The following is a 26,248-nucleotide window of genomic DNA, read 5'->3' on the forward strand; positions in this document are numbered from 1 at the left end:
ACATTTTTTTATTCATGTTTTTCGCACTTTTTTTATTATACATACCAATTACCACATTTACAAGTTTTCTACTAATGATTAGGAAAGTTATATAATGGAAGGAAAACGATTATCTAACTTTAGATTCAAACTTTAAAGTTATTTAGATCAAAAATACAAGTATCATATTCGACATGTTATTGTAAGACATATGATTTAAAATACCTACATTAAACTTTTACCAATATTTTTTGCGCAACTTTGGCCATCAAATTGCTCTTTTGATTACCGTTTTTTATTTTTTGTGCGATTTCGGGCATCAGATTGCTCTTCTGATTACCGTTTTTTATTTTTTGTGCGATTTCGGGCATCAGATTACTCTTTTGGTTACCGGTTTTTATTTTTTGTGCGATTTCGGGCATCAGATTGCTCTTTTGGTTACCGGTTTTTACTTTTTGTGCGATTTCGGGCATCAGATTGCTCTTCTGATTACCGTTTTTTATTTTATGTGCGATTTCGGGCATCAGATTGCTCTTCTGGTTACCGTTTTTTATTTTTTGCGCGATTTCGGGCATCAGATTGCTCTTCTGGTTACCGTTTTTTATTTTTTGTGCGATTTCGGGCATCAGATTGCTCTTTTGGTTACCGGTTTTTACTTTTTGTGCGATTTCGGGCATCAGATTGCTCTTCTAGTTACCGTTTAGTATTTTTTTAATGTTTTATATTTTTTTGAAACCCGGCTTCATTTTGAGATCCGATATACCAATGTACCTTAGATACCGATGCCATGATTGTTGATCAATTATACTGTTTATATAACATAAAGGGTCAACATATAAATTCTGAAATAAGAAAAGCACAGGGCGCCCGCCTATCGGCGACAAGCATAAGTCAAGTCGGCTGGAAGGTTGTTCTTTACCTTCCGGCGGATTGGCATATGACCTCAGTTCCGATGGCGCCCGGAGCTAGACACTAAAACTAGGTACAAACTTTTATACTTTCTTATCTTTAAAAAAAAAACAAGGAGCACTTTTGCTCCTTGTTTTCTCTTTTATTATTACTCTTGGATAGTAGCTACTACGCCTGCTCCAACAGTACGTCCACCTTCACGGATTGAGAATTTTGTACCTTCTTCAATCGCAACGGAAGCGATTAGTTCAACAGTCATTTCGATGTTGTCACCAGGCATAACCATTTCTACGCCTTCAGGTAGGTTACAAATTCCAGTTACGTCAGTTGTACGAAAGTAGAACTGAGGACGGTAGTTTGTAAAGAATGGAGTGTGACGTCCACCTTCTTCTTTAGATAGTACATAAACTTCTGCTTTAAACTTTGTGTGTGGCTTGATAGTACCTGGCTTAGCAAGTACTTGTCCACGTTGGATATCATCACGAGAAACTCCACGAAGTAGAGCTCCGATGTTGTCTCCAGCTTCAGCATAATCAAGAAGCTTACGGAACATTTCAACACCTGTTACAGTAGTGTTTTTAGGCTCTTCTGTTAAACCGATGATTTCTACAACTTCACCAACTTTAACTTTTCCACGCTCAACACGTCCTGTAGCAACAGTTCCACGACCAGTAATTGAGAATACATCCTCAATCGGCATCATGAAAGGCTTGTCAGTGTCACGAGTTGGAGTTGGGATGTACTCATCAACTGCTGCCATTAATTCGATAACTTTATCTTCCCACTCTGTTTCTCCTTCAAGAGCTTTAAGAGCAGAACCTTTAATTACAGGAACATCGTCTCCAGGGAAATCATAGTCAGAAAGTAAGTCACGAACTTCCATTTCAACTAACTCTAGTAATTCTTCATCGTCTACCATGTCACATTTGTTTAAGAATACTACTAGGTGAGGAACACCTACTTGACGAGAAAGAAGGATGTGCTCACGTGTTTGTGGCATTGGGCCATCAGCAGCAGATACTACTAGGATTCCGCCGTCCATTTGAGCAGCACCAGTGATCATGTTTTTAACATAGTCAGCATGTCCTGGGCAGTCAACGTGTGCATAGTGACGGTTGTCAGTTTCGTACTCAACGTGTGCAGTTGAAATTGTGATTCCACGCTCACGCTCTTCTGGAGCACCATCGATTTGGTCATAAGCCATAGCAGTACCTTTACCAGATCTTTTTGCAAGAACTGAAGTGATAGCAGCTGTTAAAGTTGTTTTACCATGGTCAACGTGTCCGATTGTTCCAATATTAGCATGTGCTTTTGAACGGTCAAATTTTTCTTTACCCATTATGAAAAGCCTCCTTAAGGATTTTAATTTATAATAGAAAGTATGAAATGCTAGAAAGTGAAAAGAGGTAATCATGCCACTTTCTAAGCTTACATAAGTAGTTATACTTTAACTGTAGGTGAAAATCAATTATTCACCTTTATTTTTTTTAATAATTTCTTCAGAAATACTCTTAGGTACTTCCTCATAGTGGTCAAAGTGCATTGTAAATACTCCGCGGCCTTGTGTATTAGAACGTAGTGAAGTTGCGTATCCAAACATTTCAGAAAGTGGAACCATTGCACGAACAACTTGTGCATTACCACGAGCTTCCATACCTTCTACACGTCCACGACGAGCAGTAATACCACCCATGATATCTCCCATATATTCGTCAGGGATAACTACTTCAACTCTCATCATAGGTTCAAGAATGACTGGGTTACATTTAGAAACAGCATTTTTTAATGCCATTGAAGCAGCAATTTTAAACGCCATTTCACTTGAATCTACATCATGGTAAGATCCATCAACAAGTGCAGCTTTAACATCAATTAATTGATAGCCAGCTAATACACCGTTTTTCATTGAATCTTCAAGACCAGCTTGTACTGCAGGTACGTACTCACGAGGTACTACCCCACCAACGATTTTGTTTTCGAATTCAAAGCCTTTTCCTTCTTCGTTAGGTTCGAATTCAATCCAAACGTGACCGAATTGTCCACGTCCACCTGATTGACGAGCAAATTTACCCTCAACTTTAGCAGATCCACGGAATGTTTCACGGTATGCTACCTGAGGAGCACCAACGTTAGCTTCAACTTTAAATTCACGTCTCATACGATCAACGATGATATCTAAGTGTAACTCACCCATACCAGCGATGATTGTTTGACCAGTTTCAGGGTCAGTATGTGCACGGAATGTTGGATCTTCTTCAGATAACTTCTGTAAAGCAGTACCCATTTTATCTTGGTCAGCTTTTGATTTTGGCTCCACTGATAATTGAATAACTGGCTCTGGGAAATTCATTGACTCAAGAATAACTTGATTCTTATCATCACATAATGTATCACCAGTAGTAGTATCCTTTAAACCAACAGCAGCAGCGATATCTCCTGAGTAAACTTTAGAGATTTCTTCACGAGAGTTCGCATGCATTTGAAGAATACGACCTACACGCTCACGCTTACCTTTTGTTGAATTTTGTACATAAGAACCAGACTCAAGTGAACCTGAGTATACACGGAAGAAAGTTAATTTCCCAACGTAAGGGTCAGTCATAACTTTGAATGCTAATGCTGAAAAAGGGCCTTCATCATTTGGTTCACGAGTTACTTCTTCTTCTGTATCAGGAAGTATACCTGTAATCGGTGGTACATCTGTTGGAGCTGGTAGGTAATCTAGAACTGCATCAAGCATTTTTTGAACACCTTTGTTCTTAAATGCAGATCCGCAGATAACAGGATAGAATTCAACGTTTACTGTACCCTTACGGATTGCAGCTTTAATTTCTTCGTTATTTAATTCTTCGCCCTCTAGATACTTCATCATAAGCTCTTCATCAAGCTCAGCTACCGCTTCTACTAATTTAGCACGGTACTCTTCTGCTTGTTCCATGTACTCTTCAGGAATATCTTTATCAACGATATCAGTACCTAAGTCATTACCGTAGAAAGTAGCTTTCATTTCTATTAAATCAATAATTCCTTCGAATTGATCTTCAGCACCGATTGGTAATTGAATAGGGTGTGCGTTTGCTTGTAAACGGTCATGGATAGTTCCTACAGAGTATAAGAAGTCTGCACCAATTTTGTCCATTTTATTAACAAAAACAACACGTGGTACACCATAAGTTGTAGCTTGACGCCAAACTGTTTCAGTTTGAGGTTCAACTCCTGATTGTGCATCAAGAACAGCTACTGCTCCATCAAGTACACGAAGTGAACGTTCAACTTCAACTGTGAAGTCTACGTGACCTGGTGTATCGATGATGTTTACACGGTGACCCTTCCAAGAAGCTGTTGTTGCAGCAGATGTGATCGTGATACCACGTTCTTGCTCCTGCTCCATCCAGTCCATTTGTGAAGCTCCTTCATGAGTTTCACCAATTTTGTGGATACGACCTGTGTAATAAAGCACACGCTCAGTTGTCGTAGTTTTACCAGCATCAATATGTGCCATGATACCAATATTACGAGTTTTGTCTAAGGAGAACTCTCTTGCCATTGGGTCTTTCTCCTTCCTAGGTTAAGTATAATTTTTTTTAGAAAATGCTCTGTTAAAAAATATCTCATTTTAACAGAGCTTGTCTTTTTTCTACCAACGGTAGTGAGCAAATGCTTTATTTGCTTCAGCCATTTTATGTGTATCTTCACGTTTCTTAACAGACGCACCACTATTATTAGCAGCATCTAAGATTTCGTTAGCTAAACGCTCTTCCATCGTTTTTTCTCCACGAAGACGAGAATAGTTAACTAACCAACGAAGACCAAGAGTAGTTCTACGATCTGGGCGAACCTCTACTGGCACTTGATAGTTAGAGCCACCTACACGGCGTGCTTTTACTTCTAATACCGGCATAATATTTTTTAACGCTTGTTCAAACACTTCAATAGCGTCTTTACCAGAACGTTGTTGTACTAAATCAAATGCGTTATATAAAATTGCTTGTGACTTTCCTCTTTTCCCATCAACCATCATTTTATTGATTAAACGAGAAACAAGCTTTGAATTGTAAATCGGATCTGGTAATACATCTCTCTTTGCAACAGGTCCTTTACGAGGCATATGATTTCCTCCTTTCGATTATAATTTAGTATTTTTTATTATTTTTTTGCTGCTTTTGGTCTCTTAGTACCGTACTTAGAACGACCTTGCATACGGTTGTTAACTCCAGCAGTGTCTAATGCTCCACGTACAATGTGATAACGTACCCCTGGTAAATCTTTAACACGTCCTCCACGAATTAACACTACACTGTGTTCTTGTAGGTTGTGCCCGATTCCTGGGATGTAAGCTGTAACTTCTATTCCGTTAGTTAAACGTACACGAGCATACTTACGAAGTGCTGAGTTTGGCTTCTTCGGAGTCATCGTACCAACACGAGTACATACACCACGTTTTTGTGGAGAAGACAAGTTGGTTTGAGCTTTTTTGAAGCTGTTATATCCTTTATTTAATGCTGGAGAGTCAGATTTTTGAATCTTAGATTCGCGACCCTTGCGCACTAGTTGATTAATTGTAGGCATAGTTGTTTTCCTCCCTTCATCACTTTTTAAGTCCACACATCCAGGTGGATCATCTTTTGACAAAAACAAAGTTTTTGTAGAATACTTGTTGTTTTCCACAAAAACAGTTTTTAACTGATAATTGCTACAGCTGCAGCTCCTACTTCTATTCCACATGCTTTTCCAAGCTTTTTCATAGAATCCACTTTTGTAACTGTTACATGTTGTTGCTCAGCTGTTTGTAATACACTATTTATAACACGCCGATCAGCATCTTCTGCTACGACAACTTCTAGTACAGTTGTGGTTTGTAAAGCTTTCACTGTCTGCTTAGTACCTATGATAATCTTAGTTGCCTGTAATACTTTTTCATAAGACATTTTTCATATCCTCCAAAGTATCAGGTTATTAGAAGCACCTTGGATATAATAACATTGTAAAAGATAGATGTCAACCACTCTCATACATTTTCTATTCATTTAGACGAAAATAGTGTGTTAGTGTTATGTTAACATCTAATCTTACAATGTTTAGTTAGAACTACTCTACTGTTACTGTCTCTTCTGAATCCTTTGGTTGAAGTACTGGTTCAGCTCTACGATAACGGTTCATACCTGTACCCGCAGGAACTAACTTACCAATAATTACATTTTCCTTCAATCCCAGTAATTCATCGCGTTTTCCTTTTATTGCTGCATCAGTAAGTACTCTTGTTGTTTCTTGGAATGATGCTGCAGATAAGAAGGAATCCGTTTCAAGAGATGCTTTTGTAATACCAAGAAGCACTGGGCGACCTGTTGCAGGATTTCCTCCAGCAAGTAGTACTTTCGCATTAGCATCAGTAAATTGATGTACGTCAAGCAGTGAGCCTGGTAACACTTCTGTATCACCTGCATCCATCACTCTAACTTTACGTAGCATTTGTCTTACCATTACCTCTACGTGTTTATCTCCAATTTCTACCCCTTGCATTCGGTATACTTTTTGAACCTCACGCAGTAAGTATTCCTGCACTGATGTCATATCTTTTACTTTTAGAAGTTCCTTTGGATCAATTGAACCTTCTGTTAATTCTTGACCTCGCGCAATCTCTTGACCCTCTGTAACTTTTAAACGTGCGCTATATGGAGCAGTGAAAGAACGTGATTCAACTTGACCTTGAATAACAATTTCTTGTTGTTTGTCACGTATTTCATTAATAGCAGAAACGACACCATCAATTTCTGAAATAACGGCTTGACCTTTTGGATTACGAGCTTCAAATAACTCTTGAATACGAGGTAAACCTTGAGTTATATCGTCCCCAGCAACCCCACCTGTATGGAATGTACGCATCGTTAACTGTGTACCTGGTTCTCCGATTGATTGTGCAGCGATGATACCAACTGCCTCACCAACCTCAACTTCTGAGCCAGTTGCAAGGTTACGACCATAACATTTCTTACAAACACCGTGTCTTGTGTTACATGTAAATGCAGATCGGATCCATACATCTTCAATACCTGCATCTACTATTGTAGTTGCTAAGTCTTCAGTAATTAGATCGTTTTCTTTGACAATTACTTCATTCGTTTCAGGGTGTTTAATTGCCTTTCTTGCATAACGACCGATTAGTCGTTCATCAAGTGGTTCAATTACTTCAGTACCATCCTTGAGGGCTCTGATATGAAGTCCTCTGTCAGTGCCACAATCATCATCTCTAACAATAACGTCTTGTGCAACATCTACTAGACGTCTTGTTAAGTACCCTGAGTCAGCTGTTTTTAAGGCAGTATCTGCAAGGCCTTTACGAGCACCATGGGTAGAGATAAAGTACTCCAATACCGTTAAACCTTCACGGAAACTTGATTTGATTGGTAGTTCGATTATACGTCCAGCCGGGTTGGCCATAAGTCCACGCATTCCAGCAAGTTGCGTAAAGTTAGATGCGTTACCACGTGCACCTGAATCACTCATCATAAAGATTGGATTTGTTCTGTCAAGCGTATCCATTAATTTTCCTTGGATAACGTCTTTAGCAGCACTCCAGATTGAAATAACTCTGTCGTAGCGTTCTTCATCAGTAATTAATCCGCGACGGAATTGCTTTAATACATTATCAACTTTTGCTTGTGCTTCAGTAAGAATTGTCTCTTTTTCAGCTAGAACTACAATGTCAGAAACACCTACTGTAATACCAGCTTTTGTTGAATATTTAAATCCAAGATTCTTCATTCTGTCCAACATTTTTGAAGTCTCGGTGATTTTAAAACGCTTGAACACTTCTGCAATGACATTACCCAGTATTTTCTTCTTGAAAGGATCAATAACCTCTTGGTTTTCAATTGCCTCTCTAACGTCAGCACCTTTAGAAACAAAGTATTTCTCAGGTGTCTTTTCCTCAAGATTTCGTTTTGTTGGTTCGTTAATAAACGGGAATGTCTTTGGTAAGATCTCGTTAAATATTAACTTACCTACAGTTGTTATTAATAACTGATTGTTTTGTTCATCTGTAAACGTTTCGTTATCCAACGACCCAGCATGAACAGCAACTCTTGTATGAAGATGAACATAACCACTTTGATAAGCGATTACAGCTTCATTTGTATCTTTAAATATCATTCCTTCTCCAATTGCACCTTTACGTTCAAGCGTTAAGTAGTAATTACCTAAAACCATATCCTGTGAAGGAGTAACAACTGGTTTACCATCTTTAGGATTCAAGATGTTTTGAGCCGCTAACATTAAAATACGCGCCTCTGCTTGTGCTTCTGCTGATAATGGTACGTGAACCGCCATTTGGTCACCATCAAAGTCAGCGTTATATGCAGTACAAACAAGTGGGTGTAATCGAATTGCACGACCTTCAACAAGGGTTGGTTCAAAAGCTTGAATACCTAGTCTGTGAAGTGTTGGTGCACGGTTAAGTAGAACTGGATGTTCTTTAATAACTGATTCTAATACATCCCATACTTCTGGTTGTACTCGTTCTATTTTTCGTTTTGCACTTTTTATATTATGAGCAAGACCCTTCTCAACTAACTCTTTCATGACGAAAGGCTTGAAAAGTTCAAGTGCCATTTCCTTAGGTAAACCGCACTGGTACATTTTCAGGTTAGGTCCTACAACAATAACCGAACGACCAGAATAGTCTACACGTTTACCAAGAAGGTTTTGACGGAAACGACCCTGCTTCCCTTTTAACATATGAGACAACGATTTTAATGGACGGTTACCAGGACCAGTTACCGGACGACCTCGACGACCATTATCGATTAAGGCATCTACCGCTTCTTGAAGCATACGTTTCTCATTTTGAACAATGATGCTTGGTGCTCCAAGATCTAATAGACGTTTTAAACGGTTATTACGATTAATTACTCGACGATATAAATCATTTAAGTCAGATGTTGCAAAGCGTCCCCCATCTAATTGAACCATTGGGCGTAATTCTGGTGGGATTACTGGAAGTACATCTAAAATCATCCAAGATGGTTCATTACCAGAATTTCTGAATGCTTCTAATACTTCTAAGCGTTTTATTGAACGCGTACGACGTTGACCTTGTGCAGTTTTTAATTCCTCTTTTATGAAATTAACTTCTTTTACAAGCTCAATATCTGATAGTAATTTTTTAATTGCTTCTGCACCCATTGATGCTTGGAATGTGTTCCCGTACTTTTCACGATAAGCACGGAATTCCTTTTCTGATAACAATTGCTTTTTCTCGAGTGGAGTGTCTCCTGTTTCTGTAACTACATAGGAAGCAAAATAAATTATTTCTTCCAAAGCGCGCGGGGACATATCTAGGACAAGCCCCATTCGGCTAGGAATACCTTTGAAGTACCAGATGTGTGACACAGGGGCAGCTAATTCAATATGCCCCATACGTTCACGACGTACCTTCGCACGCGTTACTTCTACTCCACATCGATCACATACTACACCTTTGTAACGAACGCGTTTGTATTTGCCGCAATGGCACTCCCAGTCCTTTGTAGGACCAAAAATACGTTCACAGAACAAACCGTCTTTTTCAGGTTTTAATGTACGATAATTAATTGTTTCAGGCTTCTTTACTTCACCAAACGACCAAGAACGAATCTTATCAGGTGAAGCGAGTCCGATTTTCATATACTCAAAATTATTGACATCTAGCAAGGGGCCTACCTCCCTTATAATCTCCAGGTTTTACCCTAATTGCTTGGTTTATATTACCCGAATTATTCCTTTGTAACTGCATCTCTTACAACATTTATATCGCTATTTGGCTGATCATAATCTAGTGATATATTTTCACTTTTAGATGGATCTTCGTCATCCTCTGTATCTCGCATTTCGATTTCTTGTTCGTCACTAGAAAGCATTTTTACATCCATCCCTAAGCTTTGAAGTTCTTTAATTAGAACTTTGAATGATTCTGGAACTCCTGGTTCTGGTACATTCTCGCCTTTAACAATTGCTTCATATGTTTTCACACGACCAACTACATCATCTGATTTCACTGTTAAAATTTCTTGTAGAGTATAAGCCGCACCGTATGCTTCAAGTGCCCAAACCTCCATCTCTCCAAAACGTTGTCCACCAAATTGTGCTTTACCACCAAGAGGCTGTTGCGTAACTAATGAATAAGGTCCTGTCGATCGTGCGTGCAGTTTGTCGTCTACCATGTGAGCCAGTTTGATCATGTACATTACACCTACAGATACACGATTATCAAATGGTTCACCTGTTCTTCCATCATACAGAACGGTTTTCGCATCACGTGACATACCTGCTTCTTGTAAAGTTTCCCATACATCTTCTTCACGGGCTCCATCAAATACAGGAGAAGCAACGTGAATGCCAAGTTTGCGCGCTGCCATACCAAGATGAAGTTCAAGCACCTGACCAATGTTCATACGTGAAGGAACTCCTAGTGGATTTAACATGATATCAATCGGTGTACCATCTGGTAAGAAAGGCATATCTTCTTCTGGAAGAATACGAGAAATAACCCCTTTGTTACCGTGGCGACCCGCCATCTTATCTCCTTCTGAGATCTTACGCTTTTGAACAATATAGACACGTACAAGTTGGTTTACACCTGGTGGAAGTTCATCTCCATCTTCACGGTTAAACACTTTAACATCCAGGACAATACCTCCACCACCGTGCGGTACACGGAGAGAGGTATCACGAACTTCCCGAGCCTTTTCTCCGAAAATCGCATGAAGAAGACGTTCCTCTGCAGTGAGTTCTGTCACCCCTTTCGGAGTTACTTTACCAACTAATAGATCTCCATCTTTAACCTCTGCACCTGTTCGAATAATTCCTCGTTCATCAAGATTACGTAGAGCATCTTCACCGACGTTTGGAATATCTCGAGTAATTTCTTCTGGTCCTAGTTTAGTGTCACGCGACTCTGATTCATATTCTTCAATATGGATAGATGTGTACACATCGTCTTTTACTAAACGTTCACTCATGATAATCGCATCTTCATAGTTATAACCATCCCATGTCATGAACCCTACAAGAACGTTTCTTCCTAAGGCAAGTTCACCTTGTTCCATTGATGGTCCGTCGGCAAGAATTTCTCCTCTAACAACCTCGTCGCCTACTGAAACAATTGGACGCTGATTATAACACGTACCTTGATTTGAGCGAATGAACTTTAACATTCTATATTTATCTAGATTACCTTTTACCTTTTGGCCATCTACTTCATCATAGCGGCGTACCCAAACTTGTTTAGCTTCAACTCTTTCAACTACACCGGGATACTTACAAATAACTGCAGCTCCAGAGTCTTTACCAGAAACATACTCCATACCCGTACCAACGATTGGTGCCTCTGGTTTCATTAACGGAACAGCCTGACGTTGCATGTTCGCTCCCATTAATGCACGGTTAGAGTCATCGTTTTCTAAGAAAGGAATACACGCTGTAGCAGCAGAGACTACCTGTTTAGGTGATACATCCATATAATCGATACGGTCGCGGTGTATAACTGTGTTTTCACCACGGAAACGTGCAACAATATCTTCATCTATAAATGATCCATCATCTGACAATCTAGCGTTTGCTTGTGCAACTACGTACAAATCTTCTTCATCAGCAGTTAGATAATCAATGCGGTTTGTTACTTTACCAGTCTCTGGATCTACTCGTCGATATGGCGTTTCAATAAAACCGAATCTATTTACCTTTGCGAATGATGATAAAGAGTTGATCAAACCAATGTTTGGTCCTTCTGGAGTCTCAATTGGACACATACGTCCATAGTGAGAGTAGTGAACGTCACGAACTTCGAATCCTGCACGCTCACGAGTTAATCCACCAGGTCCTAATGCAGACAATCTTCTTTTATGTGTTAATTCTGCTAAAGGATTTGTTTGGTCCATAAACTGTGATAATTGAGAACTACCGAAAAACTCTTTAATAGACGCAATAACAGGGCGAATATTAATTAATTGTTGTGGTGTAATTGTATTTGTATCTTGAATTGACATTCTCTCGCGAACTACCCGTTCCATACGGGAAAGCCCGATTCGGAATTGATTCTGCAGTAATTCACCGACAGATCGTAAGCGACGGTTTCCAAGATGATCGATATCATCAGTATCGCCAACTTGATGAAGTAAATTAAAGAAATAACTAATAGTTGATAGTATATCAGCCTGTGTAATATTTTTAATTGATTCATCTATTACAGTGTTCCCAATGACATTAATAACTTGTTCTCCATCTGGATCACTAGGAGCAATTATTTTAATAGATTGAATTGTAACTTCATCGTCTATTACTCCACCGTTAGGCTGAACGGACTTGAAACCAATGCCAGCTACAAGACTCGGGATAATGCGATCAAGGGTTCTTCTGTCTAGCAGAGTACCTTTTTCTGCAATGATTTCTCCCGTTTCACTATCAACTAGTGTTTCGGCTAGTCGTTGATTGAACAAGCGATTTTTAATGTGTAATTTTTTGTTCATTTTGTAGCGACCTACATTTGCTAGATCATACCGTTTCGGATCAAAGAAACGAGATTCTAGTAAGCTTTTAGCATTGTCAACAGTAGGTGGTTCACCCGGGCGCAAGCGCTCATAAATTTCTAACAACGCTTTTTCGGTACTCTCAGTATTATCCTTGTCTAGAGTATTACGGAGATATTCATTTTCACCAAACAGATCGATGATTTCTTGATCAGACCCAAACCCTAATGCACGCAAAAGAACCGTAACCGGTAATTTCCGAGTACGATCAATACGAACGTATACAACATCCTTCGCATCTGTTTCGTATTCTAACCAAGCACCACGGTTTGGAATTACTGTTGCCGTAAAGCCTCTTTTTCCATTTTTGTCAACCTTACCACTATAATAAACACTTGGTGATCGAACTAACTGAGAAACAATAACACGTTCAGCACCATTGATAACAAACGTACCTGTTTCTGTCATAAGTGGGAAATCACCCATAAATACGTCCTGATCCTTTACTTCACCGGTTTCCTTATTAATCAGACGCACCTTAACACGTAATGGTGCAGAGTATGTAACATCTCGCTCTTTAGTTTCCTCGACAGAATATTTAGGGTCCCCTAAACTATAATCGATAAATTCTAGCGATAAGTTACCAGTAAAATCTTCAATCGGAGAAATATCCTGAAACATTTCTCTTAGACCCTCATCAAGAAACCATTGATATGAAGAGGTTTGTATTTCAATGAGATTTGGCAATTCTAAAACTTCACTAATACGCGCATAACTTCTTCGCCTGCGGTGTCGTCCATACTGAACTAGTTGACCTGTCAACTGATTCACCCCTCAAATCAAGCGTTATAACTTGCTATTATTGTTTGTCTAAACTCGCACACACAATAGACAAAAAGAAAATGGTTTCTCATTTAGAAAAAAACAGGTAAAACAACATTAAATGACCTGTATTTTTCTTTTAAACATCAGAAATTTATATTTTCTGATTGTACAAGAAAACCATATTTCCATAAACGAACTATTGATTTTATTAGTCTTTCCATAGCCACTATTTTTATACATAAAAAATAAATTTAGTTGCATAGAAAAAAATATATATTGGCATTTTATAATGTTAACATAGGTAAAATTAACCGTCAACTATTTTTCGCCATTTCTATTGACAATAAAATCTTTTTCAGTTATAGGGTGTTCATAGATATATATATCCCATCTGAAATATTCATCCTTTTATGTCTCGTGCCAGCTTTTATTCATTATTAAAAGCTTTAATAATATAGTAGCCTTTATCCTTCTTGACTATTTCCGTTTCATCAAATAAGGATTGTAATTTTGCAATCGCAGATGGTGCACCTTGCTTTTTTTGAATAACAATCCAAAGCTCACCTTTTGCCTCTAGAAAACGGCAGCTTTCCTCTAAAATGTGGTGAACTACCTTTTTACCTGCTCTAATTGGTGGATTAGATAGAATTGCTGCATACCGTTTTTCACGAACCGACTCAAACAGATCACTCTTAAATATCGACACATTATCGATGCTGTTAACTATAGCATTTTCTTTTGCTAGCTCAAGAGCTCGTTCGTTCACATCAATCATATCCACATTTCTTGTTTGGGCACATTTAGCCAAAGCAAGTCCAATTGGTCCATAACCACAGCCTATATCTAACAAATCACCTTCAATAGCAGGAAACTGGAATGTTTCAATTAACAAACGTGATCCAAAATCAACCTCATTTTTAGAGAAAACTCCACTATCACTTTTGAACCGAAGTTCATTACCCTTTAATGTAAAGCTAATATTTTGAGGTTTACTAGTTGCTGATGGATTACTTGAATAGTAGTGGTCACTCAATAATATGTACCTCCTCGAAATATAGGAACATTTAGTTACAATATATTGTTCACAATATAGGCAGGTGCAAGCATTTTTCATATACTTGATTAGGCAAAAAAAACTCGCCTGATATCAAGCGAGCTTTTCTATTGATGAATGTAAATGATTACTTAACTTCTACGTTAGCTCCAACTTCTTCAAGCTTAGCTTTGATTTCTTCAGCATCTTCTTTAGAAACGCCTTCTTTAACAGCCTTTGGAGCGTTGTCAACTACTTCCTTAGCTTCTTTTAAGCCAAGACCAGTGATTTCACGAACAACTTTGATAACCTTAATTTTTTGGTCACCAGCGCTAGCTAGTACAACATCAAATTCAGTTTGCTCAGCAGCAGCTTCGCCACCAGCAACAGCTCCCATTGCAACTGGTGCAGCAGCAGTAACACCGAATTCTTCTTCAATTGCTTTTACTAAGTCGTTAAGTTCTAAAACAGTCATATTTTTAACCGCTTCAATGATTTGTTCTGTAGTCATTTTAAAATCCTCCTTGTTTTTTATCCTATTATGGAAAGTCGAATAGATAATTGTGTGTTAAACTTACGCACCTTGTTCTTCTTTTTGTTCTGCAACAGCTTTTGTAACAAGTGCGAAATTGCGTATAGGCGCTTGTAGCACACTAAGCAACATAGAAAGTAATCCTTCACGTGATGGAAGTTCCGCAAGAGCTTTAACTTCTTCAAGAGTAGCAAGGTTACCCTCAATTACACCAGCTTTGATCTCTAATGCTTCATGCTTTTTAGCAAAGTCATTAAGTATTTTAGCAGGAGCAACAACATCTTCATTACTAAATGCGATAGCATTTGGTCCAGTTAACGCATCATTAAGACCAGCTAATTCAGCAGCCTCTGCAGCACGGCGAGTTAAAGTGTTTTTGTATACTTTAAAATCGATCCCAGCGTCACGAAGTTGTTTACGAAGTTCAGTTACTTCACCAACACTAAGTCCACGGTAGTCAACAACGATAGTTGATTTACTTGCGCGGAATTTGTCAGCAATTTCAGTTACGATTTGTTTCTTTTGTTCAACTGCATTACTCATCCTTACACCTCCTGTAGATTTTTATCTCACAAATGATACCGCTCGGGTGTAATAGTATTATAAAACCTCCACGCCGAGAGACATGGAGGTTGACATAGCAAAATTCGCAAACGATCCCTCGTTATTAAATCACTACACCTCGGTAGGAAATTAAGCTTACTTTATGTTAAGCACCTACTGTCTACGGTTCAAATGAAATTCTTTTTTCGAACAAAATCTATTATAGTAAATGACTTATTAAAAGTCAATATCCATTATTTAGTAGCGACAAAAGTTGATGGATCAACCTTGATTCCAGGTCCCATTGTAGAAGAAACAGCTACATTTTTCATGTACGTACCTTTTGCAGCAGCTGGTTTAACCTTTAACATTGTTTCATAGATTGTTGTAAAGTTTTCAACAAGTTTTTCGTTGTCGAAAGAAACTTTACCAATCGGAACATGAATGTTAGAAGATTTGTCTACACGGTATTCAACTTTACCAGCTTTGATTTCTTTAACTGCTCTGTCTACGTCAAATGTAACAGTACCTGTTTTAGGGTTTGGCATTAATCCTTTTGGTCCTAATACGCGACCTAATTTACCTACTTCACCCATCATGTCAGGAGTTGCAACGATAACATCAAAGTCAAACCAACCTTGTGTGATTTTAGTGATGAAGTCTGCATCGCCAACATAGTCTGCACCAGCAGCTTCTGCTTCTTTCGCTTTTTCACCTTTTGCAAAAACTAATACACGTTGTGTTTTACCAGTACCATTTGGAAGTACTACTGCACCACGAATTTGTTGGTCAGCTTTTTTAGGATCAACACCTAAACGGAATGCAACTTCAACAGATGCATCAAATTTAGTTGTGTTTGTTTTCTTAATTAATTCAATTGCTTCTGCAACTGAATAAGCTTGTGTACGATCTACTAATTTAGCAGCTTCTACGTACTTTTTACCTCTTTTTGCCATTATAAATCCTCCTCGAATGTGGTTTTAGCGGAATGGAACCTCCCACGAATAAAGGTTGCGAACTGGATAAACCATATCCGCAACCCCTAAATAAAGATCAGCTATAACCAACCATTTTAGGTTGGTAAGCCTAGTTGCTGGTTTTACAGTCAGAGGGTAGCCCCCTAACAAACAAAACACGCAGACTTAATTAATCTTCGATAACGATACCCATGCTACGTGCAGTACCTTCAACCATACGCATTGCAGATTCTACGTTTGCCGCATTTAAATCTGGCATCTTAGTTTCTGCAATCTCGCGTACTTTGTCACGCTTAACTGTTGCCACTTTATTACGGTTTGGTTCACCAGAACCAGACTCGATACCAGCTGCTTTCTTAAGTAGAACTGCTGCAGGTGGAGTTTTCGTAATAAATGTAAATGAACGGTCTTCAAATACCGTAATTTCAACAGGAATGATCAAACCAGCTTGTTCAGCTGTACGAGCGTTAAACTCTTTACAGAATCCCATGATATTAACACCTGCTTGACCTAGTGCCGGTCCAACTGGTGGTGCTGGGTTAGCTTTTGCCGCGGGAATTTGTAATTTAACGATCTTAATTACTTTTTTAGCCACGAGACACACCTCCTTAAAGTCCGTGATGTGGTAATAGGGTAATAACCCTCCCACTCATCTGTTATTCTTTATGTGAATATAAAGAATTAGTTATAGTTAGTCTCATAAGTTGAGACATACTGACCTATGAAATGATACCACTTTCCTATAACAATATCAAGTTTTTTATGCTTATAATTTTTCAACTTGAGAGAAATCCAGTTCTACCGGAGTTTCACGACCAAACATATTAACATGAACTTTAACTTTTTGCTTATCCATATCAATATCCTCAACTGCACCTGTAAAGTTTGCAAATGGACCTTCTTTCACTTTAACTGTCTCTTTAAGTTCGAAGTCAACTTCCACTACCTTCTGATCCATTCCCATATGTTTAAGGATACTTGTTACTTCATCAGGTAAAAGAGGGGTTGGTTTCGAACCTGACCCAGCCGAACCTACAAATCCAGTTACACCAGGAGTATTACGAACAACATACCATGAATCGTCTGTCATAATAATTTCAACTACCACATACCCTGGGAAAACCTTTCTTTTCGTAACCTTTTTCTTACCATTCTTAATTTCCGTCTCTTCCTCTTCAGGAACTACTACACGAAAAATCTTATCTTGCATTCCCATTGTTTCTACACGTTTTTCTAGGTTTGCCTTTACTTTGTTCTCATAACCAGAATACGTATGTACAACATACCAGCTTTTTTCCATTTGATAGGACGTATTGTCCTTCCCTCCCCTAAAAAAAGATTCAATTAAAAAAACCCGAAAACGGGCTTTAAGGACTTCCTGTATTATCCATCATTATACCATGAGATTATAAACCTTATTCAATCACAAAGCGAATAATTTCTGAAATTCCCAAATCAATTACTGCAAAAAACACCGAAACAAAAAATACTGTTGATAACACGATAACCGTATAGCGTATTAACTCTTTTTGTTTTGGCCAGCTAACTTTTTTCATTTCGCGGACTACATCACGAAAAAACTTTGTTAATCGTTTCATTCATGTAACCTCCAACAATTTTGAGACAACCCTCACGACACTTTTATTTCGTTTCGCGGTGTGTTTTATGAGCGTTGCAAGTTTTACAGAATTTATTTATTTCAAGGCGTTCCGCTACGTCCTTACTATTCTTCATCGTTGAATAATTGCGACTACCACACACAACACATGCTAATATTACTTTTTTCCGCATAGCAGCACCTCCAGTTCGAAGACCATGCAGTTGTTCTATTTCATGAAAAATCATTAAGACTCGCTAGTAGTAACTGATTTTATAAGAAAAGCACAGCGCCTGGAGCCCGACACCAAAACTAAATTCAACTTTCTTATAAGTAATTATAAACATGTCTTTAAAACTTTATCATAGGCTTGTTTTCTGTGTCAATAGCTAGAAAAGCGAAGGGTTCTCGGAGCAAGTGATATATTTTTAATTACAAACTAAAACGTTAGCTCTCTTAACTCAAGATACCTCTCAAGCTTACGCTTTACACGCTGCAAGGCATTATCTATTGACTTAACATGTCTGTTAAGGTCTTCGGATATTTCTTGATATGACCTTCCGTCTAGATAGAGCGCTAACACCTTTCGTTCTAGGTCACTTAAAAGTTCAGCCATTTTTACTTCAATGTCGTCTAACTTTTCCTGGTTTATTATCAGTTGTTCCGGATCTAATACCTTCGCACCAGAAATAACATCCATTAACGTACGATCGGATTCATCATCATAGATTGGCTTATCCAGTGAAACATAGGAGTTAAGTGGGATATGCTTTTGTCTAGTGGCTGTTTTAATAGCGGTAATAATTTGCCTTGTAATGCATAGTTCTGCAAATGCTTTAAAAGATGATAGCTTGTCCTCTTTAAAGTCGCGAATAGCCTTGTATAAGCCTATCATACCTTCTTGTACAATATCTTCCCGATCGGCACCAATTAAAAAGTAGGATCTTGCCTTTGCACGCACAAAATTTCGATACTTATTAATTAAGTAGTCAAGTGCTTCACTTTGTCCTATATGGACTAATTCTACGACCTCTTCATCATCGAGTAGTTCGAATTTACTGTTGTCTTTGACATTGAAGCTTGAACTCACACCGATCCCCCCGAACGAACTAATAGTGTCCTATTCTTACGTTTTTTTAAAAAGCCCAAATTGAATATACTAAATTAGATTGCAGTTTAAATTAATTTGTGAATTTTTAAATAATCGCTAGATAGAAATATTATACAGGACGTTTTTCAAAAGCGTCAACCGGTCATTGTTGTCCTCTTCTCCATTTTTCAAACATTTCTGCAACTTCATTTGAAAGCGGGATCTTTGATGACGGCTTTTTTTCCATTGTTTTTTTTACACTTTGTTCGATTCCTTTTTCTATCGCTACCATCTCATTTAATAGCTCACGAGCTGATTTTCTGAGGGCACCTTGTCCAAATATAGCCCATTGTTCAGTAAAATCTGAGGTTGCTACATGTATTTGAGTTTTTATATCGTTTAGCTGCTTTGCCATTTTTTCAATCCGTTCATCTGCAGTTTCGTTGCCCTTGGTAAATATTACTTCTACCTTGTGTTTTTTCTTTTTTTTCTCAATACCTTGTACGAGATGTGCATCAAATATAACTATAACCCTATATCCTGTATATGCTTGATACTCTGCCATTTTTTCGATTAATGCAGCACGAGCTAAAGATAACTCCTTTGCTTTTAAATCCCTCAACTCGGGCCATGCACCGATAATGTTATATCCATCAACTAGAAGGATATCCATCCTAATTATCCTCTTAGAGGATTTCGCTTGCGATAAACCTCATACATTAGAAGACTAGCAGCCACTGAAGCATTCAAGGATGTTACGTTTCCGCTCATAGGCAGTCTTATTAAAAAATCACACTTATCTCTAATTAACCTACCAATACCTTTTCCTTCACTGCCAATTACTAAACCAATTGGCATACTACCATCCATATCGCGATAATCATCTTTTCCTTTTGCGTCCGTACCTACAATCCAGACTCCACGTTCTTTTAATACATCAATCGTCTGTGCCATATTCGTAATACGAACGACTGGAATATGTTCAATTGCCCCCGTGGATGCTTTTGCTACGGTGGCCGTTAAGCCAACGGCTCTTCTTTTAGGAATGATGATACCATGTGCACCTACCGCATCTGCTGTTCTCATAATTGATCCTAAGTTGTGCGGGTCTTCTAATTCATCAAGCAGAAGAAAGAATGGCTCTTCTCCTCTTGCTTTAGCACTAGCAAATAAATCATCTAATTGAGCATATTTGTATGCTGCAATTGAAGCAATGACACCTTGGTGAATTCCTTCAACCATTTGATCAATTTTTTTCTTCGGAACGAATTGTACTAAGATCCCCTTTTCTCTGGCCAGTCCGATAACTTGACTCATTTGTCCTTTCTGAGACCCTTCAGCTATCCAAATTTTATTAATGTCTCTCTCGCTTTTCAATGCCTCTAATACTGGATTTTTACCAATAATAAATTCACTCGACACTACTTATTCCTCCTTTCTTATTGCCCAACTATTGAAAATGATGTTGAAATAATTTCAGCTAAACGTTGTTGATTATTTTTTAAATAATGAAAACCAATCAAAGCTTCAAATGCTGTGCTATATCTATAAGTCTGGACGTCCGTATTCTTTGGAATAGTACCTGATTTAGCATTCCTTCCCCGACGAATGACAGCCCTCTCTTCCTCCGAAAAAAAATGTTGCTCTTTGAGCCTATGTAAAACCTTAGCCTGTGCTTTAGCAGACACATAATTTTTTGCTTTATTATGAAGTTGGTTAGGTTTTACCGACCCAAGTGTTAGGAGGTGATGCCTGACATATGTTTCGTACACAGCATCACCCATATATGCTAATGCTAAACTATTGATTTGAATCACATCGACATTATGCTCTGAAAACATTTCGGTTTATCCTCTTTTCCATCTAATACCTTGAGGAGTATCTTCAAGAATAATATTTTTTGCTTTTAAAGCATCACGGATTTCATCAGCTAAGGCAAAATTACGATCTTTACGTGCTTGAATTCGCTTTTCTATTAGCTTCTCAATTTCTTCGTCAAGGAGTTGATTATCCTTGGTAGATATACCCAACACTCCAAAAAGTTTGTCAAATTCATTTAAAAATTCCTTGATTACTTGCACAGCCGTATTTTTCTCTTGCAAATAATAATTAGCTTGCTTAGATAATTCAAATAATACTGATATAGCATTTGCCGTATTAAAGTCATCATCCATTGCGCGGGTAAAATCCTCTCTATAACCTGATATTCTTTCTAACCATTCTTCATTGTTGTTCGTTAAATTACTGCTACTTTCTAAGCGATGCTTTAGATTAGTATAGGTAGTACGTAGTCTTTCTAGACCGTTCTTTGTATTATTCAGAAGTTCATCACTGTAATTAATAGGATGACGATAATGAACCGATAACATGAAGAACCTGATTAGTTGCGGATCATGTTTCTTGATAATATCATGCACTAATACATAATTTCCAAGTGATTTAGACATCTTTTCGTTATCAATATTAATGTAACCATTGTGCATCCAGTAGTTCGCGAATGTTTGACCAGTAAATGCCTCAGATTGAGCGATTTCATTTTCATGGTGTGGAAATGCTAAGTCTTGACCACCAGCATGAATATCAATTGTATCGCCCAAATATTTTCTTGCCATGGCAGAGCACTCTATATGCCATCCAGGTCTACCTTTACCCCATGGGCTCTCCCAATAGATTTCCCCCTCTTTTGCCGCTTTCCAAAGCACGAAGTCAAGTGCATCTTGTTTTTTGTCACCCACTTCAATTCGGGCTCCTGAACGGAGATCATCTATGGACTGATGGGACAGTTTACCATACTCTTTAAATGATCTAGTTTTATAATACACATCACCTTGAGACTCGTATGCATATCCCTTTTCAATTAAAGCCTCGATAAATTCTATAATGATCTCAATACTTTCAGTCACTCTTGGATGCACATCTGCTCTTTTGCAGCCCAATTCTGTGACATCTTCAAAATATGCATCTATAAAACGCTGGGCAACTGTTGGTACATTCACACCAAGTTCATTAGCAGCTTTAATCAACTTATCATCTACATCTGTAAAATTAGATACAAAGTTTACTTCAAAACCACGAAACTCGAAATAATTTCGAACGGTATCAAATACTATTGCCGGTCTTGCATTGCCGATATGAATATAGTTATAAACAGTCGGCCCACATACGTACATTTTCACCTTGTTTTCTTCAAGAGGTTTAAAAACTTCTTTTTGTCTAGTTAGAGTATTATAAATTTGTATTGTCATATTCACGAATCCTTTCTTTTGTAATATTCCTCTAGTTCTGTTTGTAACTCGACTATTCTGTCTTCAAGTACCTTAAATCGGTCTGCGATAGGGTCAGGCAAATCTCTATGATTGAAGTCTTGCTTTATCTTCATTCCGTTTTTGATAACGACCTTACCTGGAATACCCACTACCGTTGAATTCGGTGGAACATCATGTAATACAACTGAACCCGCTCCTATTTTTGAATTCTCTCCAATCGTAATTGACCCAAGTACTTTTGCTCCTGTTGCAATAAGAGCATTATCCATAATTGTCGGATGTCTTTTTCCCTTTTCTTTCCCTGTTCCACCAAGGGTTACACCTTGAAACACCGTAACATTATCACCGATTTCACAGGTTTCTCCGATCACCACACCCATACCATGATCTATAAAAAAGCGTTTGCCAATCTTCGCTCCCGGGTGTATCTCTATTCCAGTAAAAAATCTACTTATTTGTGAAGTTAGACGTGCTAGAAAAAAAAGTTTTCTCTTGTATAATGCATGCGCTAACCTATGAGCCCAAATGGCATGTAAACCAGAATAGGTTAAGATTACCTCAAGATAGGTTCTCGCTGCAGGGTCTTGTTCAAAGACGATACCAATATCTTCTTTTAAAGTTTTAAACATCTTCTCCCCTCCGTTTTCTTAATATATTGAACATATAAGCCATATTTGATTTAAAATAATAACAATAGTGTAACCTTAGTTTTATTTTAACTTGCCTTAGGAATTATTAAAGACACAAGAAAAGCGCAAGGCGCGCCCGCTTATCGGCGACAAGCATAAGACGAGCCCTGACTAAAAGGCGTTTTTTGCCTTTGGGAAGGGATTGGCTTATACCATAGAGCCGATGGCGCCTGGAGCAGGACGTAGATAGACAAAGACTCGAAGTTATACACAACCTTACAATTTTATAATTTCCTAAACAATAAAAAAGCGTCCCTGTGTACTAATACACAGAGACGCTTTTTTGGCGCGGTTCCACTCTGTTTAGGCCAAATAAAATGCCTCAACTTTGCCATATAACGGTGGAGCCGCTCTTATCTACTTCAAATAATCAATTATTTGTTTCTATAAGAGATTCTAAGGTGCATTTCAGAAGACATTTCATGAACCATTTACAGCCAATGATGGTTCTCTCTAAAATGAAAATGTTTTCCTACTCTCCTCATCAACACTTTTTCATATTAAAATTTACAATTAATCTTACTATATTACATATCAATTAAATTGTTAACTAATTAGTTTCTCTAGTCGAGATATTATTTTATCTTTCCCTAATAAATGGATCGCTGTTGGTAGATCCGGGCCGTGTGTCTGTCCCGTTGTAGCTACACGGATTGGCATGAAGAGTTGTTTTCCTTTGAACCCTGTTGATTTTTGTACTGTTTTCATCGCAACTTTTATCTCTTGTGCACCAAATGCATCTAATGTTTTGATCTCTTCCAAAAATGCAGCTAACACACTAGGAACTTGTTCTTCCTGCAATATAGCTTTTGCATCCTCTTCAAATTCAACGTCAGGAGTAAAAAAGATCTCTGTAAGTTCAACAATTTGTTCTCCATAACTCATTTTCTCCTGGAATAAAGCGATAAGCTCTTTAGCCCATTGTAATTGATCTGGATTCATATCAGAACGTAAACGACCCGCTTTAATTAAGTGTGGCAAAGACAATTGGGTAAGCTTATCCACCTCTATTGTTTTCAAGTATTGATTATTCATCCAAGTTAACTTTTGTGTATCGAATAAGGCTTGTGACTTTGAGAGGCGAGTTGCATCAAAAATCTCAATGAACTGTTCCTTTGAAAATATTTCTTCTTCTCCACCAGGTGACCATCCTAATAAGCCGATGAAGTTAAATAAAGCTTCTGGTAAAAAGCCAAGTTCTTCATATTGTTCAATAAATTGAATAATTGATTCATCGCGTTTACTAAGCTTTTTGCGATTTTCATTTACAATTAATGTCATATGGCCGAAAATTGGATATTCCCAACCTAACGCCTCAAAAATCATCATTTGTTTAGGTGTATTCGAAATATGGTCTTCCCCGCGAAGAACATGTGAAATTTTCATTAAGTAATCATCAACTGCTACAGCAAAGTTGTATGTTGGAGTTCCATCTTTTTTGACGATTACAAAATCTCCAATTCCATCTGATTCAAAAGAAATTTCACCTTTAACCATATCGTTAAAAGCATATATCTTACTTTCTGGGACACGAAAACGTATACTCGGTAGTCTACCCTCTTTTTCATAAGCAACTTGTTCCTCTTTCGTTAAATTCCGATGTTTTCCAGAATAACGCGGCATTTCTCCTCTAGCAATTTGCTCTTCGCGCTCTCGCTCAATCTCTTCTTCTGAACAATAGCATTTATAGGCTAAGCCTTGTTCTAAAAGCTCTTGGTAGTACTTTGCATAAATATCAATACGTTCTGATTGACGATATGGTCCATAATCTCCACCGACATCTGTACTTTCATCCCAGTCAATTCCTAACCATCGTAAGTATTTTAATTGACTTTCTTCTCCACCTTCAATGTTTCTTTTTTTATCAGTATCCTCTATACGGATAATAAATTTACCATTTTGATTGCGTGCAAATAAATAGTTAAATAGAGCTGTTCTGGCATTCCCTATATGTAAGTGCCCAGTCGGACTTGGTGCATAACGCACCCTCACTTCATTAGACATATGTATTCCTCCGTTACGGTTCCATCTTTTATTAAGATAATATCATTCGGAAAATCATTATTATTTTACACTAGATATTCGAAATAGTAATTAGCTTTTTTGTATTAGCACAACAACTTGTGCTGCTATACCTTCACCTCTTCCGGTAAAGCCAAGCTTTTCTGTTGTAGTCGCCTTAACATTTACCTGTGAAACGTCAGCTTCAAGCAGGCCAGCAATTCGTTTTCTTATTTGAGTAATATAAGGTGCCATTTTGGGCATTTGTGCAATAATTGTACAATCGATATTTCCTAATACATAGCCTTCCTTTTTCACCAAATCCCATACATGCCCGAGTAGAGCAGCCGAATTAGCATCTTTGAAAGTAGGATCTGTATCAGGAAAATGTTTACCGATATCCCCAGCTGCAATTGCACCTAAACAGGCATCAGCAACAGTATGTAATAATACATCAGCATCAGAGTGACCTAAAAGCCCCCGTTCGTACGGTATCTCAATTCCGCCTATTATTAATGGTCTTCCCTCGACCAACTGATGAACGTCAAAACCCTGTCCAATCCGAATCATAATATTACCTCTTTCTACCAACACGCTTAGTAGTTAGTCCAACTTTTTAATATTGCTTGTGCAAAAAGTAAATCTTCTGGTGTTGTCAGCTTTATATTCTGATAATCTCCCTCTACAATAACCACGCAAAGCCCTAGCCTTTCAACTAAACTAGCATCATCCGTACCTAAATAATTTTCTACAATAGCCTTATCATGTGCTTTTAGCAACAATGAAACACGAAAAGCTTGTGGGGTTTGTACAGACCACAAGCTAGATCGTTCAACCGTTTCTACAACTGTTAAGGAACTAGTGGCTTTTTTTATGGTATCTTTTACAGGAACTGCAGCAATGGCAGCTCCTGATTTGCTAGCTGCAGCAACTAAATTTTTTATTAACTTATTTTTAACAAATGGCCTTGCACCATCATGAACTAATACGATTTCTGCATCCTTCAACACCTGTATACCATTGTATACACTTTGTTGACGTTCTTGACCACCAAAAACAATGGAGGTGACCTTTTTAATAGCATATTTAAAAAGCAGTTGTTCAACTATTGCTAGTTCTTTTTGATTAATAACTAATGTAATTCCAGCACAGAACTCATCATGTTCAAAAACCATTAACGTACGAATAATAACAGGTATGTCTTCTAACTCTATAAATTGTTTGTTTTTTCCCGCCTGCATTCTTTTACCTTGTCCTGCGGCAAGCACTACCACTTGATACTTCATCACTTTGGTTCCCCTATCTT

At 38.0% G+C, this 26,248-nt stretch carries 25 protein-coding genes and 2 other annotated features; all 25 genes read right to left on the bottom strand.

From position 1 onward, the window contains the following. Positions 1 to 209: 209 nt before the first annotated feature. Positions 210 to 656, bottom strand: a complete 447-nt coding sequence (locus tag PY093_RS12865) for a hypothetical protein (RefSeq protein WP_275646274.1) — start codon at positions 654 to 656, stop codon at positions 210 to 212. 380 nt (positions 657 to 1,036) lie between these two features. Next, positions 1,037 to 2,227, bottom strand: a complete 1,191-nt coding sequence (gene tuf, locus PY093_RS12870) for an elongation factor Tu (RefSeq protein WP_275646275.1) — start codon at positions 2,225 to 2,227, stop codon at positions 1,037 to 1,039. A gap of 129 nt (positions 2,228 to 2,356) precedes the next feature. Next, positions 2,357 to 4,435, bottom strand: coding sequence for an elongation factor G (fusA, locus tag PY093_RS12875; RefSeq protein ID WP_275646276.1), 2,079 nt, complete (start codon positions 4,433 to 4,435; stop codon positions 2,357 to 2,359). A 90-nt stretch (positions 4,436 to 4,525) separates the two neighbouring features. Beyond that, positions 4,526 to 4,996: a 30S ribosomal protein S7 gene (gene rpsG / locus PY093_RS12880; RefSeq protein ID WP_275646277.1), complete on the bottom strand. Its 471-nt coding sequence runs from the start codon at positions 4,994 to 4,996 to the stop codon at positions 4,526 to 4,528. A 38-nt stretch (positions 4,997 to 5,034) separates the two neighbouring features. Beyond that, entirely contained in the window at positions 5,035 to 5,457 is a 423-nt protein-coding gene (rpsL, locus tag PY093_RS12885; RefSeq protein ID WP_275646278.1) for a 30S ribosomal protein S12, read from the bottom strand. A gap of 110 nt (positions 5,458 to 5,567) precedes the next feature. Further along, a complete protein-coding gene (locus tag PY093_RS12890; RefSeq protein ID WP_275646279.1) occupies positions 5,568 to 5,816 on the bottom strand; it encodes a 50S ribosomal protein L7ae-like protein in 249 nt (82 codons plus the stop codon). Positions 5,817 to 5,976: 160 nt separating this feature from the next. Further along, positions 5,977 to 9,576 carry a DNA-directed RNA polymerase subunit beta' gene (rpoC, locus tag PY093_RS12895; RefSeq protein ID WP_275646280.1) on the bottom strand — a complete coding sequence of 1,200 codons (3,600 nt, stop codon included), beginning with the start codon at positions 9,574 to 9,576 and terminating at the stop codon, positions 5,977 to 5,979. A gap of 62 nt (positions 9,577 to 9,638) precedes the next feature. After that, the gene (gene rpoB / locus PY093_RS12900) at positions 9,639 to 13,211 is read right to left on the bottom strand and encodes a DNA-directed RNA polymerase subunit beta (protein ID WP_275646281.1); all 3,573 of its coding nucleotides are present in this window, start codon (positions 13,209 to 13,211) and stop codon (positions 9,639 to 9,641) included. A 430-nt stretch (positions 13,212 to 13,641) separates the two neighbouring features. After that, on the bottom strand, positions 13,642 to 14,247 hold the full coding sequence (locus PY093_RS12905) for a class I SAM-dependent methyltransferase (RefSeq protein ID WP_275646282.1): 606 nt from the start codon (positions 14,245 to 14,247) through the stop codon (positions 13,642 to 13,644). Between the two features lie 148 nt (positions 14,248 to 14,395). After that, a complete protein-coding gene (rplL, locus tag PY093_RS12910; RefSeq protein WP_275646283.1) occupies positions 14,396 to 14,758 on the bottom strand; it encodes a 50S ribosomal protein L7/L12 in 363 nt (120 codons plus the stop codon). Positions 14,759 to 14,821: 63 nt separating this feature from the next. Next, the gene (rplJ, locus tag PY093_RS12915) at positions 14,822 to 15,322 is read right to left on the bottom strand and encodes a 50S ribosomal protein L10 (RefSeq protein ID WP_275646284.1); all 501 of its coding nucleotides are present in this window, start codon (positions 15,320 to 15,322) and stop codon (positions 14,822 to 14,824) included. A 50-nt stretch (positions 15,323 to 15,372) separates the two neighbouring features. Further along, positions 15,373 to 15,527, bottom strand: a sequence feature (ribosomal protein L10 leader region). Positions 15,528 to 15,576: 49 nt separating this feature from the next. Then, complete coding sequence (gene rplA / locus PY093_RS12920) at positions 15,577 to 16,278, bottom strand: 50S ribosomal protein L1 (protein WP_275646285.1); 702 nt, start codon at positions 16,276 to 16,278, stop codon at positions 15,577 to 15,579. A 190-nt stretch (positions 16,279 to 16,468) separates the two neighbouring features. Beyond that, positions 16,469 to 16,894 (bottom strand): 50S ribosomal protein L11, encoded by a 426-nt coding sequence (gene rplK / locus PY093_RS12925; protein ID WP_275646286.1) that lies wholly within the window; start codon positions 16,892 to 16,894, stop codon positions 16,469 to 16,471. 171 nt (positions 16,895 to 17,065) lie between these two features. After that, the gene (nusG, locus tag PY093_RS12930; protein WP_275646287.1) at positions 17,066 to 17,599 is read right to left on the bottom strand and encodes a transcription termination/antitermination protein NusG; all 534 of its coding nucleotides are present in this window, start codon (positions 17,597 to 17,599) and stop codon (positions 17,066 to 17,068) included. Positions 17,600 to 17,714: 115 nt separating this feature from the next. Further along, a complete protein-coding gene (gene secE, locus PY093_RS12935; RefSeq protein WP_275646288.1) occupies positions 17,715 to 17,897 on the bottom strand; it encodes a preprotein translocase subunit SecE in 183 nt (60 codons plus the stop codon). 43 nt (positions 17,898 to 17,940) lie between these two features. Then, entirely contained in the window at positions 17,941 to 18,090 is a 150-nt protein-coding gene (gene rpmG, locus PY093_RS12940; protein ID WP_275646289.1) for a 50S ribosomal protein L33, read from the bottom strand. A 245-nt stretch (positions 18,091 to 18,335) separates the two neighbouring features. Beyond that, on the bottom strand, positions 18,336 to 18,986 hold the full coding sequence (gene sigH / locus PY093_RS12945; RefSeq protein WP_275646290.1) for an RNA polymerase sporulation sigma factor SigH: 651 nt from the start codon (positions 18,984 to 18,986) through the stop codon (positions 18,336 to 18,338). A 163-nt stretch (positions 18,987 to 19,149) separates the two neighbouring features. Then, positions 19,150 to 19,659 (bottom strand): NYN domain-containing protein, encoded by a 510-nt coding sequence (locus PY093_RS12950; RefSeq protein WP_275646291.1) that lies wholly within the window; start codon positions 19,657 to 19,659, stop codon positions 19,150 to 19,152. 5 nt (positions 19,660 to 19,664) lie between these two features. Then, a complete protein-coding gene (gene rlmB, locus PY093_RS12955; RefSeq protein ID WP_275646292.1) occupies positions 19,665 to 20,408 on the bottom strand; it encodes a 23S rRNA (guanosine(2251)-2'-O)-methyltransferase RlmB in 744 nt (247 codons plus the stop codon). A gap of 17 nt (positions 20,409 to 20,425) precedes the next feature. Then, positions 20,426 to 20,827 carry a Mini-ribonuclease 3 gene (locus tag PY093_RS12960; protein WP_275646293.1) on the bottom strand — a complete coding sequence of 134 codons (402 nt, stop codon included), beginning with the start codon at positions 20,825 to 20,827 and terminating at the stop codon, positions 20,426 to 20,428. Between the two features lie 6 nt (positions 20,828 to 20,833). After that, positions 20,834 to 22,231, bottom strand: a complete 1,398-nt coding sequence (gene cysS, locus PY093_RS12965; RefSeq protein ID WP_275646294.1) for a cysteine--tRNA ligase — start codon at positions 22,229 to 22,231, stop codon at positions 20,834 to 20,836. 2 nt (positions 22,232 to 22,233) lie between these two features. After that, positions 22,234 to 22,881: a serine O-acetyltransferase EpsC gene (gene epsC / locus PY093_RS12970; protein WP_275646295.1), complete on the bottom strand. Its 648-nt coding sequence runs from the start codon at positions 22,879 to 22,881 to the stop codon at positions 22,234 to 22,236. Positions 22,882 to 23,209: 328 nt separating this feature from the next. Next, positions 23,210 to 23,438, bottom strand: a binding site (T-box leader). Positions 23,439 to 23,487: 49 nt separating this feature from the next. Continuing rightward, a complete protein-coding gene (gene gltX / locus PY093_RS12975; RefSeq protein ID WP_275646296.1) occupies positions 23,488 to 24,945 on the bottom strand; it encodes a glutamate--tRNA ligase in 1,458 nt (485 codons plus the stop codon). Between the two features lie 90 nt (positions 24,946 to 25,035). After that, a complete protein-coding gene (gene ispF, locus PY093_RS12980) occupies positions 25,036 to 25,512 on the bottom strand; it encodes a 2-C-methyl-D-erythritol 2,4-cyclodiphosphate synthase (RefSeq protein ID WP_275646297.1) in 477 nt (158 codons plus the stop codon). Positions 25,513 to 25,538: 26 nt separating this feature from the next. Then, entirely contained in the window at positions 25,539 to 26,228 is a 690-nt protein-coding gene (ispD, locus tag PY093_RS12985) for a 2-C-methyl-D-erythritol 4-phosphate cytidylyltransferase (protein WP_275646298.1), read from the bottom strand. Positions 26,229 to 26,248 lie beyond the last annotated feature (20 nt).

The organism is Cytobacillus sp. S13-E01 (genome assembly GCF_029193815.1).
Lineage (GTDB): Bacteria > Bacillota > Bacilli > Bacillales > Bacillaceae_L > Bacillus_BV.

Excerpts from the sequence above, each read along its gene's own strand:
- tuf (WP_275646275.1), bottom strand. The coding sequence starts at position 2,227 with ATGGGTAAAGAAAAATTTGACCGTTCAAAAGCACATGCTAATATTGGA.
- gltX (WP_275646296.1), bottom strand. The coding sequence starts at position 24,945 with ATGTCTAATGAAGTGAGGGTGCGTTATGCACCAAGTCCGACTGGGCAC.
- fusA (WP_275646276.1), bottom strand. The coding sequence starts at position 4,435 with ATGGCAAGAGAGTTCTCCTTAGACAAAACTCGTAATATTGGTATCATG.
- PY093_RS12865 (WP_275646274.1), bottom strand. The coding sequence starts at position 656 with ATGCCCGAAATCGCACAAAAAGTAAAAACCGGTAACCAAAAGAGCAAT.
- rpsG (WP_275646277.1), bottom strand. The coding sequence starts at position 4,996 with ATGCCTCGTAAAGGACCTGTTGCAAAGAGAGATGTATTACCAGATCCG.
- PY093_RS12950 (WP_275646291.1), bottom strand. The coding sequence starts at position 19,659 with ATGGATATCCTTCTAGTTGATGGATATAACATTATCGGTGCATGGCCC.
- nusG (WP_275646287.1), bottom strand. The coding sequence starts at position 17,599 with ATGGAAAAAAGCTGGTATGTTGTACATACGTATTCTGGTTATGAGAAC.
- ispD (WP_275646298.1), bottom strand. The coding sequence starts at position 26,228 with ATGAAGTATCAAGTGGTAGTGCTTGCCGCAGGACAAGGTAAAAGAATG.
- rplJ (WP_275646284.1), bottom strand. The coding sequence starts at position 15,322 with ATGAGTAATGCAGTTGAACAAAAGAAACAAATCGTAACTGAAATTGCT.
- rpsL (WP_275646278.1), bottom strand. The coding sequence starts at position 5,457 with ATGCCTACAATTAATCAACTAGTGCGCAAGGGTCGCGAATCTAAGATT.
- ispF (WP_275646297.1), bottom strand. The coding sequence starts at position 25,512 with ATGATTCGGATTGGACAGGGTTTTGACGTTCATCAGTTGGTCGAGGGA.
- rplL (WP_275646283.1), bottom strand. The coding sequence starts at position 14,758 with ATGACTACAGAACAAATCATTGAAGCGGTTAAAAATATGACTGTTTTA.
- PY093_RS12960 (WP_275646293.1), bottom strand. The coding sequence starts at position 20,827 with ATGTTTTCAGAGCATAATGTCGATGTGATTCAAATCAATAGTTTAGCA.
- cysS (WP_275646294.1), bottom strand. The coding sequence starts at position 22,231 with ATGACAATACAAATTTATAATACTCTAACTAGACAAAAAGAAGTTTTT.
- secE (WP_275646288.1), bottom strand. The coding sequence starts at position 17,897 with ATGAAACGATTAACAAAGTTTTTTCGTGATGTAGTCCGCGAAATGAAA.
- rpmG (WP_275646289.1), bottom strand. The coding sequence starts at position 18,090 with ATGCGGAAAAAAGTAATATTAGCATGTGTTGTGTGTGGTAGTCGCAAT.
- epsC (WP_275646295.1), bottom strand. The coding sequence starts at position 22,881 with ATGTTTAAAACTTTAAAAGAAGATATTGGTATCGTCTTTGAACAAGAC.
- PY093_RS12890 (WP_275646279.1), bottom strand. The coding sequence starts at position 5,816 with ATGTCTTATGAAAAAGTATTACAGGCAACTAAGATTATCATAGGTACT.
- rplA (WP_275646285.1), bottom strand. The coding sequence starts at position 16,278 with ATGGCAAAAAGAGGTAAAAAGTACGTAGAAGCTGCTAAATTAGTAGAT.